Annotated in this window: 11 protein-coding genes; 2 read left to right on the plus strand and 9 right to left on the minus strand. The window is 39.5% G+C overall.

Annotated elements, in window-relative coordinates; genetic code table 11:
* The first annotated feature begins 20 nt into the window (after positions 1–20).
* Complete coding sequence (locus AC1M9B_RS09350) at positions 21–1,739, plus strand: cation:proton antiporter (RefSeq protein ID WP_179998680.1); 1,719 nt, start codon at positions 21–23, stop codon at positions 1,737–1,739.
* Between the two features lie 36 nt (positions 1,740–1,775).
* Here AC1M9B_RS09350 and AC1M9B_RS09355 read toward each other — a convergent pair whose 3' ends face one another.
* The 6 genes from AC1M9B_RS09355 to AC1M9B_RS09380 all read right to left on the minus strand — a co-directional run bounded on the left by AC1M9B_RS09355 (position 1,776) and on the right by AC1M9B_RS09380 (position 7,064).
* Complete coding sequence (locus AC1M9B_RS09355; protein WP_035266758.1) at positions 1,776–2,054, minus strand: hypothetical protein; 279 nt, start codon at positions 2,052–2,054, stop codon at positions 1,776–1,778.
* A 122-nt stretch (positions 2,055–2,176) separates the two neighbouring features.
* A complete protein-coding gene (locus AC1M9B_RS09360; protein ID WP_481591568.1) occupies positions 2,177–2,680 on the minus strand; it encodes a DUF6586 family protein in 504 nt (167 codons plus the stop codon).
* 194 nt (positions 2,681–2,874) lie between these two features.
* Positions 2,875–3,201, minus strand: a complete 327-nt coding sequence (locus AC1M9B_RS09365) for a hypothetical protein (protein ID WP_481591569.1) — start codon at positions 3,199–3,201, stop codon at positions 2,875–2,877.
* A 297-nt stretch (positions 3,202–3,498) separates the two neighbouring features.
* Positions 3,499–3,750 carry an RNA recognition motif domain-containing protein gene (locus tag AC1M9B_RS09370; RefSeq protein ID WP_035266766.1) on the minus strand — a complete coding sequence of 84 codons (252 nt, stop codon included), beginning with the start codon at positions 3,748–3,750 and terminating at the stop codon, positions 3,499–3,501.
* An 80-nt stretch (positions 3,751–3,830) separates the two neighbouring features.
* On the minus strand, positions 3,831–5,819 hold the full coding sequence (locus AC1M9B_RS09375; protein WP_481591570.1) for an ATP-dependent helicase: 1,989 nt from the start codon (positions 5,817–5,819) through the stop codon (positions 3,831–3,833).
* Positions 5,820–5,921: 102 nt separating this feature from the next.
* Complete coding sequence (locus tag AC1M9B_RS09380) at positions 5,922–7,064, minus strand: glycerate kinase family protein (protein WP_481591571.1); 1,143 nt, start codon at positions 7,062–7,064, stop codon at positions 5,922–5,924.
* Between the two features lie 134 nt (positions 7,065–7,198).
* On the opposite strand from AC1M9B_RS09380, the gene AC1M9B_RS09385 reads away from it, so the two are divergent.
* Positions 7,199–7,714: a hypothetical protein gene (locus AC1M9B_RS09385; protein ID WP_481588666.1), complete on the plus strand. Its 516-nt coding sequence runs from the start codon at positions 7,199–7,201 to the stop codon at positions 7,712–7,714.
* Positions 7,715–7,769: 55 nt separating this feature from the next.
* Here AC1M9B_RS09385 and topA read toward each other — a convergent pair whose 3' ends face one another.
* The 3 genes from topA to AC1M9B_RS09400 all read right to left on the minus strand — a co-directional run bounded on the left by topA (position 7,770) and on the right by AC1M9B_RS09400 (position 12,106).
* On the minus strand, positions 7,770–10,409 hold the full coding sequence (topA, locus tag AC1M9B_RS09390; protein ID WP_481591572.1) for a type I DNA topoisomerase: 2,640 nt from the start codon (positions 10,407–10,409) through the stop codon (positions 7,770–7,772).
* Between the two features lie 32 nt (positions 10,410–10,441).
* Positions 10,442–10,891, minus strand: a complete 450-nt coding sequence (locus tag AC1M9B_RS09395) for an ammonium transporter (protein WP_481587602.1) — start codon at positions 10,889–10,891, stop codon at positions 10,442–10,444.
* 204 nt (positions 10,892–11,095) lie between these two features.
* The gene (locus tag AC1M9B_RS09400) at positions 11,096–12,106 is read right to left on the minus strand and encodes a hypothetical protein (RefSeq protein ID WP_481591573.1); all 1,011 of its coding nucleotides are present in this window, start codon (positions 12,104–12,106) and stop codon (positions 11,096–11,098) included.
* Positions 12,107–12,181: the final 75 nt, after the last annotated feature.

Raw genomic sequence — 12,181 nt, forward strand, 5'->3', positions numbered from 1 at the left:
AAATATTTAAGGGGTGATTAGTGCCACATGATGTAGATTTAATTATATTGCTTGCGGTTGGTTTTGGCTTAGCCCTTATTTTTGGCTTTATCGCCGCACGTTTACGTCTACCCCCTCTTGTTGGCTATCTCATTGCCGGCATTATTATTAGCCCCAAAACCCCCGGTATCGTCGCCGATATCACACTAGCCAATCAACTCGCAGAACTGGGTGTCATGTTTTTGATGTTCGGTGTCGGGATGCACTTTTCACTGAAAGATTTAATGCAAGTTCGGCGTATTGCTGTCCCTGGTGCAATTTTACAAATCACAGTGGCTACCATCCTCGGGATTGGCGTCTCTATGCTATGGGGATGGAGTTTTGGGTCAGCATTGGTGTTTGGCTTAAGCTTATCTTGTGCGAGTACTGTGGTACTCCTGAAAGCTTTGGGTGACCGAGGCTTATTGGATTCAGTCAATGGAAAAATTGCTGTGGGATGGCTACTCGTCGAAGACCTAGTTATGGTGCTCGCTTTAGTTTTATTACCCGCTACAGCCGTACTCCTCGGCGGAACAGCACTCGAAGGCGCCAATCCAGATCAAAATGTCTTTGTGACTTTAGGAATAACCTTACTTAAAGTTGCGGGCTTTATCGCCTTTATGCTGATTATAGGTAAGCGCCTCATCCCTAAAATTATTCAGTTTGTCGTACGCTTAGGTTCTCGCGAGCTATTTACATTGACTGTGGTTGCAGCAGCCGTATCCATTGCCTATGGTTCGTATGCAGTTTTTGGCGTTTCAATGGCATTAGGTGCATTCTTTGCTGGGATGGTGGTTAAAGAGTCTGACTTCAGTCATCGTGCTGAAGAAGAAACGTTACCACTGCGTGAGATATTCTCCATCCTATTCTTCGTCTCTGTCGGAATGTTGTTTGACCCAACAATTATCGTTGAAGAACCACTTCATATTCTGGCTGTGATTGGCATTATCATGATCGGAAAAACATTAGCAGCAATGGCGCTGGTTTTGTTCTTCCGCTATCCATTAAATACCGCACTTACAGTAGGTGCCTCACTGGCTCAAATCGGTGAGTTCTCCTTTATCTTGGCAACACTCGGTCTATCTATAGGATTATTAACCCCTGAAGCTCAAAACTTGATTTTAGCCGGGGCATTATTTTCTATTTCGCTCAATTCTGTTTTATTTTCAGCCATTGAACCCGTACAGAAATGGATTCGTGAGCGCTCGCATTTGGCTCGTTTGCTTGAGCGTAGTGGTGATCCATTGGCGATGTTACCTGACGAGGTCTCACAGGACTACCTGCGCGATCAAGTGGTCATGGTCGGTCATGGAGAAGTTGGACGTCGCTTAACAAAAACACTGATGGAAAATAACATCAAAGTGGTGATTGCTGAAGAAAATCGAGAAATTGTTGAAAAACTACGTGCAAAAGATATTGCTGCAGTATCAGGTTCAGCAACAGAACCGGGCGTATTAATTCAAGCGCATATACAACATGCGAGGCTTTTAATTATCTCGCCGATGGATATTTTAGATATTCATAAGATTGTAGATACTGCCAAACTTCTGAATCCACAGATTCAAGTTTTGATCTGTGCAGAAAGTAAAGAAGAAGCTGAAGCAATACGTGCAGATGAAATTGGTGAAGTGTATTACGCGAAGGAAGAAATGGCGAAGAACATGAGCAATCATATTCTAAATCAAATTGAAATCGCACATCATCATGCACCATCTCACTAAGTAAAATAAAAACCGCGCTATTTGCGCGGTTTTTTCTTAGCTATAAAACTGTGGTTTTTCATCTACGACTTCCGCATGCCATTCATTCGATTGTTTTTCGAGAAGTGCAAATAACGCAGCCTGAATCATGTGTTGGGCAATCAAAGGCATATGATCACCTAATAAAGCTTTCACTTCATCATTAAATTGAATTTTCACAAGTGGCTCATCCTCGGATGCAGCGTGACGAAGAGCTAACTCGCCATTCTCAAGTTGCACCAATTCTAAAATTGCTTCTTGTGTTCCGAATAATTCTTTCAATTGCTCTATAGACATATACCCTCCATGATTCACATGGTGGCAAAATGCTGAATGCACTTTGCATTGCTTAGACTATTTTATATAAGTTCTAAAATTTATATTTCAAGTCTAATCGTTTAAAACTGTCATGATTACAATTAAAACTCAACCATTTCGTTACGAAAACCGTCAATAAGATGGGTTAAGTCACGATGCCACTCTCGAAGAATTTGAGTGTCTGGCAACCACGCTTGAGGTGTCTGCGTGACTTTAATAATAAGATTTGAAGAAGTCTCATCCTCAGGTTCTGGTGCACTTGGTTCAGGTGCATACTGGCACATACGATAAGCGCGCTTTAGTTCTGCAATAAAACCATCCTTTGCAAGATGCTGTAACACGGTGATTTCTGGAGAAACTTGCCCTTTAGCGGCCATATGCTCTTCAATAGATTTTAATGTAGGTGAAAAATCATTTAAACGGTAATAACGCACCAACTCTTGCAAAAATGCCAAGACCGCTCCATGCAAATGAAAGACTGCCGCTTCACGATGGGCTTGAGCTTGTTGAATATGCTCTGTCTGTTCTGCTTGCTGACATGATAGACGGGCAAAATAGAGTTTTTGATTAGTGCGATCTGCATGAAAACGAGCAACACGAGACATGAAAACTTCCTAACAACATTTATGTCATACAACTTAAATGTTGACGCCATATCACGCAATGCTTTTAAGAAAAAAATCAAGATTAATTTTAGATCAACAAGATTGATTGAAAGCCTGATTATTAATGCATACTGCTTAAATAAAAAAGCCAGCCAAATGCATGGCTGACCCTTTCGAATGAATCTAAGGTTATATTAGCGAACAATACCCTTAAAAATTCCTAATGGATTATAAGTCCCATCGCCTTTTTCATTGTCATAATGAAATTTGACCTGATCTTGATCGCCACCTAACAGTGTTCCAGCCCTGTAAAGACCTTCTGAAATCGCAAGGAAGCCAACATCAATTGCTTGATGAACTGTACCAACACCAGGAATTAGGCTCAATGGCTTCCAAATTGGAGCTTGAACATTCAATGTGCTCGAAAATAGGTTTGATGCGTTTTGAAGCGTGTCACCGATTAACGTACCTGCACCTGATACGATTTCTGTTTCTAGATGATTTAATTCTTGAATAGACATTTTTATAACCTTTTGGGGTTTTATAATGGAGCTTTTATACTACACACTTCACTCAAACTTATTCAATCTATTATTAAGATATACTTCACAATAATTTGTATATAAATGTGATTTTAAATGTATGTTTTTAATAAAAATATTAATATATAACAGAAATACATTTCAAAAATATGTCAACTCTTCAAAGTACAAAAGTTGGTCAAAAAAGCTAAAAAAGATTCATATTTATTAGTAAAATTAAATAAAATATCAAATAAAAAGGAGCAATAACTGCTCCTACTTTATTTAGACATCAAGTTATGCTTCTGGCTTTTCGTCTGCAGCTTTTACTCGAATACCTGCACCTTTAACTTTACGGGTGTTCAGCCCCTTAATTGCTTTCACAGCTTCACGGCCATGTGGCATTTCAACAAAGGCAAATCCTTTCGATTTGCCTGTTGCAGCATCTAACACCAATGTACATGAGTCTACTGTTCCAAACTGCTGAAATAACTCCAGAATCTCAGCTTCAGTAATGCTGCGCTCTAAGTTACGAACTAAAATTTTCATGAAAAAACCTTAAGAAGATAGGCAAAAAAACCAAAAAGTACGCGCCTACTCTACTTTTTGTATGAAACAATCTAGATAGTTTAATCGAGATCAATTCCAAAATCTAAATTAATCGACTGTCGCTCAATCAAAGCACTCTTAACCGTTTGCTGCCTGGTTTTATAATGTGTTTCACTTGTACACAAATGTCTTGAAAGATTATTAAGAAAATAGCTTTCAACTTTTCGTCCTTGCTCATCGACTTGTTCCCTTGCCCACGTCACCAAATTTTGCTTGGTTAAAATCAATTCATTTTGTGCACGGGTAAGTGCTACATAAAGCACACGGCGTTCTTCTTCAACTTCATCAAAATCCCCTTGAGCTCTTGCATGTGGATACTGACCAGGTGTCACATTCGCCACGTAACAAACTTTTTGTTCAGTTCCTTTAGCAGAATGTATCGTGATTAAGGTAACAACATCAGTATCTGACTGGCGTTCGATTTCACTGATTGAAACTGGATCAAGCACGTAGGCTTCTAAAAACTCACTTAACTGAGTATGTTTTGAAGCTAACTGTTTCACCAACTCAAAGTCTCCTTGACGACGCCCCCAATCCTTTTTGTAATTTTCACTCAACTGAATTTCTATTGCCTGAATTGCCAAGCTTACGCAAGCTTGAACTTCAGTCTTTAACACATTCAACTGCTTCATAATGAGTAGAGCCTCAGCAGGAATACGTCCAAATTTTTCTAGTTTTTCCGCAATGACGTCATCTTGAGGGTCCTGTAACAACTGTTGCGCTAAACGGCTTGCGCCAACATCACCGACCCCATCCCAAAGCGTCAAAAACCGCATCCATGCAATATCGTCTGAAGGATTGGCAATGACCCGTAGTAAACTCAGTAAATCCTTAACATGCGCAGTTTCAAGAAGTTTCATACCACCAATAAACCGATATGGGACATTCGCTGCAATGAAAGCTGCTTCAATATGACGAGCTGCAAAGCTTGAACGTACCAGAACCATATGATCGCGCCAAGGACTTCCCTCAAGCAAATGTCGCTCTTTAATATCTATGGCAATCCATTTTGCTTCATCAAACTCATTCGGGAAAATATGAATTTTAGGCTTTATGCCTGTACCTCGATACGCATTTAAGCGCTTGTCATATTTAATCTCACTTTGATCAAGCAACCAATTTGATAAATCTAAAATTTCTTGAGTAGATCGGTAGTTTTTTTCTAATTTAAAGATCTGTGCTGCTGGCACACGCTCTTTAAAATGATGAATGTTTTCGAAATCTGCTCCACGAAAACCATAAATCGATTGAGCATCATCCCCGACACAAAACAAACTTACTCGATCCTTTAAAGGCTCTAATAGCGCCCATTGCAATGGATTGGTGTCTTGCATTTCATCCACAAGCATATGTCTGCAAATCGAGGCCACATAATCGACTAGACCCTCAGACTGTGCTAAAGCTGATGCCACGATCGCAAGAATATCGTCATAATCAAGAAAGCTACGTGCCTGCTTTCGAGTTTCATATTCTTTCATGATTTCTGCAATCAGGTCTTTCATTGCTAAGAATTCAGGCATTTGCTTTTCTATGGCAACACTTAGCTTTTGACGCGTATTTCTGGCATATGAATACAGATCACATAATTCAGCAGGCTTCGGGAGCTGATTGGGATTCTTCTTATCATCTTTACCACGTATCAAACGAAACATCATGAGTTGATCATCACGATCAATAATTGAGAATTGCGCTAAGCTGAAAGCTTTTGGTATACGACGCAGCAAGTACATACAAAAAGTATGGAATGTTGATGCTCGTAATCCTTTTGCTTGTTCACCGAGTGCCAATTCGACACGCGCCACGATTTCACTGGCAGCACGACGCGTAAACGTCAAAATTTGAATTTGATTGGCGGGTACACCTTGATCAATGAGATAAGCAGCACGTGCCACAATCGTTTTGGTTTTACCACAGCCCGCACCCGCCAACACCAAACTATGTAAGGCTTCTGTGGTTGCAGCTTGTTTTTGTTGAGGATTTAATTCATCAATCAGGCTGTCTAAACTCATCGCTACTCATCAATTTTACAATAACAATAGTTTAACAGAGCTAGATTTAGAAAATACAAACACGCTTCAGTTTTAAACATCAAAGCCCACTTACATAGAGAATTAGATATACTGCCTTACGATATTTTGTACCGTTAAATCTAAATTCTGAACTGCATTTTTCAAGGATTCTGACAAACTTTGATCCAGAGGATTAATACTACAGATGTGATGAAACCCTTGTTCGTACAATGGTTCTACTCCTTCACCAACTCTACCAGCGAATGCAAATACAGGCTTGTTGTGCCGATATGCGACTTGAGCAACGGCAAATGGGGTTTTACCAAATTGAGTCTGAGTATCAATTTTCCCTTCACCCGTAAATACATAATCAGCTTGCTCAATTTTTTCAGCCAATTGAGTTTCCTCAATGATTAATTCAGCACCCGATCGAATATCTGCGCCTGTAAATGCCATCAAACCAAATCCCAAACCACCTGCTGCACCAGCACCAGATCGATGACGTAAATCGACTAAAAGCTGCTGCTCTACCACCCCTGCAAAGTGCAATAAATTATGATCCAATACTTGCACCATTTCAGGTGTTGCCCCTTTTTGCGGACCAAAAATATAAGATGCGCCAAGTGGACCACATAATGGATTGTTTACATCTGAAGCAATAACAATATCTGTTTTAGTCAATCTTGGGTCGAGTTGTGACACATCAATGGAATCGATTTGGTTTAAGTTTCCACCTGTTGGCTCAAATACTTCATGATATTGATTAATAAATTTCACGCCCAAAGCATGCGCCATACCAGCACCACCATCATTGGTCACACTCCCACCCAATCCGATGATGATCTTTTTCACACCGAATTCGAGAGCTGCGGCAATCAGTTGCCCTGTTCCTACAGTATTAGTGAACAAAGGATTTCTTAAATGAGGTGGTATGAGATGAATGCCATTGGCTTTCGCCATTTCAATGACTGCTGTTTGTCCCTGATCAATTAATCCAAAATGAGTCATGACACGCTGATTAGCGAATGGGCCTTGTACTTCGCACGCGATTTTTAATCCTGATTTTGCCATGACCAATGCATCAATGGTTCCTTCACCACCATCTGCCATTGGATTCAAAATACATTGTGCATCGGGTAAGACTTTATGGATTGCATTTTTCATAATCATGCATACCTGCTCAGCAGGCATGCTTTCTTTGAAAGAGTCGGGAGCCAAAATAAAAGTTTCTATCCTTTGCTGCATGCTTTATTGCTATTCTCATATTTAAATTAATTCAGATACTTATTTATTACATTGAGATTTTCAATTTTTCAAATAGAACCCTTATATATATTGTAATAAACTTACAATTCCCCAAAAAAAATAACGGTATAACAATGCAAAAATATCAAATATTTAAAAAAACTTTAGTGCTGTGTACATTCATTTTTGTATGTAATCAAGCTACCAGCTCGTCTGCAACCAATTCACACAGTAGTGAAAATATTCAATTATCAGCACTTTCAGCCAAATGGAAATGTACTGAAGAAATGGATTACATGGGTTATGCTGCGAAAAGCGAAATAGTGTCTGAGTTCAAACCAAATGGTCAATATTTTGAAAAAAATCAAATGACCTTTATTAAAGATAACGAGAAAGCAATTGCTTATACCCAATCTGAAGCTCAATGGAGTTTACAAGAACATATACTCACAATTGATCAAAATAAATTACTGAAATTTGAAATAGACAATGCTCAAGTTGAAGAGCAATTAAACCTTAAATCAGCTTTAGCTGATCCTGATGCTGTGAAATTACTAATTAAAAAACTCGATAACAAAGAAATGATTGCGAATTTCATTCTATTTGATACAGAAATAGAAAATCTCTCAAGAGTATGTGTAAGACAATAAATTTAATGTCATAAAAAAATGCTGACCTAAGTCAGCATTTTCTGTTATTTAAACGTTAAGCTTCAATCCATTTACCATCTTGGTAAATCAAAGACCATTTCGTTTGTTTACCTTCAGGCGTTTCAGAACCAATATATTGCGCTTGATTTTTACGACTAAACTTCACTAAAGTTGGGTTTCCATCAGGGTCAGTATCTGGCGCTTGCAGAATAAACTGATACTTTGGATCTAGCTGTTCAGCAACCGTACGCAATTCCGCAACCTTAGGAGCACGAGTTTCACGTACTTTAGGGAATTTACTTGCTGCTAAGAATAAGCCTGCTGCTCCATCACGTAATACGAAAAAGTCGTCGTGTTTCGTTGAGCGCAAATGTTCCATTTTAATCGGGTCGACACGAGGAGGCGCTGGTTGACCGTTCTTCAATACTTTACGTGTATTTTCACAGCTTGTGCAGGCAAAATAAGGACCAAAACGCCCTGTCTTTAACTGCATCTCACCATCGCATTTGTCACATGGAATTGTTGGACCATCGTACCCTTTAATTTTGAACTCACCTTCTTCAAGCTCAAAACCTTCGCAGTCTGGATTGTTCCCACAGATATGAAGTTTACGACCACCATCAATAACATAGCTATCCATTGCTGTTTCGCAAATTGGGCAACGTTTTTTCGACATTAAATCTGCGGTTTCTGCAGACTCATCATCAGATAATGCGGCCAAGGACTCTACTGGCGTTAAGTTGAGTGTACCTTTACAACGTTCTTTCGGTGGTAAGTTATAGCCAGAACAACCTAAGAATACACCTGTGGTACCGGTACGAATCTGCATCGGACGATCACATTCTTTACAATGCACAGCATCAACTTCAACAGGCTGATTACGGCGCATGCCATTTTCACCCTGTGCAGTAGTCAGACGTTTCTTAAAATCACCATAGAAACTATCTAATAACTCTTTCCAATTACGCTCACCATCTGCAACTTTATCCAGTTGACCTTCTAGATCTGCAGTAAATGCATAATTCATTAAGTTGTTAAAACTTTCGTCCAAACGATCTGTAACGATTTCACCCATCTTCTCTGCATAGAGACGACGGTTATCCAATTTCACATAGCCACGATCTTGGATCGTTGAAATAATCGCTGCGTAAGTTGAAGGACGACCAATGCCTTTTTTCTCAAGCTCTTTCACCAATGATGCTTCTGTAAAACGTGCAGGTGGTTTAGTGAAATGTTGCGAAGGATCTAACTTTTGAAGTTGCAGAACTTCACCCACTTTCACAGCAGGCAGTAAAACATCATCATCCGACTTGTTCTGGCCACGTACTTTCGTAAAGCCATCAAATACCAAAGTACGACCTTTAGCTTTAAGTTCTACACCGTTTGCATCGACCAAGATTGTCGAAGACAAATATTCAGCAGGTGTCATTTGACATGCAACAAACTGACGCCAAATCAGATCATATAGACGCTGAGCATCGCGATCTACGCCCGCAAGCTGATCACCCTTCAACGCGACGTTTGATGGACGAATCGCTTCATGGGCTTCTTGCGCACCTGCTTTATTTCCAAAACGGTTTGGCTTTGCAGGAAGATATTTTTCACCATACTCGGTTTCGATATGTCCACGTACCATATTGACCGCATCATCACTCAAGAATGTAGAGTCGGTACGCATATAGGTAATATAACCTGCCTCATACAAGCGCTGTGCCATCGTCATTGTTTTCTTTACAGAGAAACCAAGTCGAGTACTTGCTGCTTGTTGTAAGGTCGATGTGATATAGGGTGCGCTCGGATTAACTTTGGTCGGTTTATCTTCACGGGCAGCAACTTTAAATTCAGCTTCTTTTAAAACATCCAATAAAGCATCTGTTTGTGCTTTGTTTTGAAGTTTTAATGTCTTACCTGACTGTTTGACTGCTTCTAAACGAATATCATCTTTTTTAGATTTGGTATCTGCAAAAACTTGCCAATATTCTTCAGGAATAAAAGCACGAATTTCTCGCTCACGCTCTACCACAAGTTTCGCAGCAACTGACTGTACACGACCCGCAGATAAACCACGTGCGATCTTCTCCCACAATAGTGGTGAAATCATAAAGCCAACAATACGATCAAGGAAACGGCGTGCTTGTTGTGCATTGACTTTATCAATGTCTAAACGAGCAGGCTGTTTAAATGCTTCTTGAATGGCATTTTTAGTAATTTCGTTGAAAACCACACGTCTATAACGAGAGTCATCACCACCAATGACTTCTTTTAAATGCCAAGCAATTGCTTCTCCTTCGCGGTCCAAATCGGTTGCGAGATAGACCTCGTCAACCTGCGAAGCAAGCTTTTTCAGTTCTGAAACAACATTTTCTTTACCAGGAAGCACTTCATAGTGTGCTTTCCAACCGTGCTCAGGGTCTACCCCCATACGATTAATCAGTGCCTGTTGAGCTTTTTCAGCTTTCTCTTCAGCAGTCTGTTTGGTACGTGTTACTGGTTTCTTTTCCGTACTTTTTGAAGCACCTGTTGGTAAGTCACGGACATGACCCACAGATGATTTCACAATGTAGTTTGAACCTAAGTATTTATTAATGGTCTTCGCTTTAGCAGGCGACTCGACGATCACTAAAGCACGTTTTTTTCCAGCTTCTGACGATTGAGCTGTAGCGCTTTTGGATGTGGACTTAGGAGCATTCGCCATAGTGAACCGTTATTCCTATAAGATTAAAAAAATTAAATTTCAGCCAATTTATGTAAAAGTGCTTTCATTTCATCAAGTTGTGTAGCGTGAAGATCTTCTTCTTCATTCCAGTACAAACCGACGCAATTAGACTGCATATCAATAGCATAAATCCCTTTTAATGCAATGGGGAAATCATTAAATTTCTCATTTCCGTGAACAACATTGAGTTTTTCATTTTCAACCAAAGCGCGCATTAAAGGTAGGCGACCATCAGGAATGATAACGCTGTAATACGCCACCATACTGGCACGATTTTCTGATGCCATTGGAATATTGGTCCATGAAGGTGCAGCAATCAAACGTGGGTGTAATCCCATTTTTCGCGCTTTCTCACGCATAATCCCCAAAGCTTTTTCTCTTGGATTTACACGTAATCCGAAGATCGAGCCCAGCACAAACACAACGATAAGAATCGTTATCCAAAGTCCAGCATTTTCCATAGTTCACCTTTTGCTTCTTATATTAGAGTTGCATAAGCCGAATATAAAAGGCAAGTTGAAAATTAAAAATACGATTTATAGCGGCATGAAACCAGTATTGAGACCTGAACCAAATAAGGCACGATGTGGTATAACCCACCTAAGCACAGTGCAACTGAAATAAAAAAAAAGCGATAAAATCATCGCTTTTTTCCTAGGCATATTTTAGTTCAAAAACATCTCATGGCTATAAAGTACTTCATGACCATTCCAATAAATATATCCCTTATCAATCATTTCCTTAAGCAATAATCGCACATCAGATTTTGGAAATAGCTGTTCTAATAAATCACGCAGTTCATAAATATCTTTAGGCTTTCCGGATTTTAAAGCGTTCAATTTTTGGATGACTTCCAGCTGGACAGGATCTATTTTTTCAAAATTTTTAAACAAATCACTCTGAATATGTTGAATGTCTTGTGACTCTTCAATTTCAGCTAAAATGTCTTTTGCTTCGATATGTAGCTTCGCCAATAACGCATCTACCTGACCAAGCTTGTGGTCTGCTACTACATCTTCATCAACATTCATATCCAATTGAGCCCACTGCTTTAATACCTTTTTACGAAAGGAAATTTGCTCACCTTCTTTTTTAACTACCTTTAAATTAATCAGCATGCCAATCAATTTAGCGCTGTGCTCGTCATTTATGCGCAACGTATTCTCGATCGAGTTTTTAAGCTTAGCTAAGGTGTTGGGCTTCCCTTCCATACGAACCACAACATCACAATACTGCTTTACTTTAAATAAATCATGATTTTGACGAATAGTTTCAACTGAAGGCACGTTGTATTTGAGTTTTGACACAGGTTGCTCTGGTTGTACCTGTATCAAATTACATTGAATGCCAGAAGCTCGCATCATGTCAGCCAACATGGTGCTACAGTCTCGTGCAGAAATCACATCAATCTCTGCGCCATGCTCAACCAATGCCAAGATTTGCCCCACAATCACAGCGTACTCAAATTCTTTTTCTTTTGCCTCAAGCATTTCTAAAATGACAATTTGACCACTACTAATCCAACTCGCAAATTCAGTCAAATCAGTGAGACTGTAATAAAAACTCCCTTTCGAATGAAATAGATAGGTCGTGGTGTAATGTTGCACAATCTCCCGAAATAACGTCGAAGTCGGCATGTTATTTTCAAGATCTATTAGGACAACTTTAGCGCTCATAGGATAAGATTCAGAATTCGGCAAGTGAAAAGACTATTACAACGACCTTCATATCAAAGGTCAAACTATTTACGC

The organism is Acinetobacter sp. ANC_7513 (genome assembly GCF_056779915.1).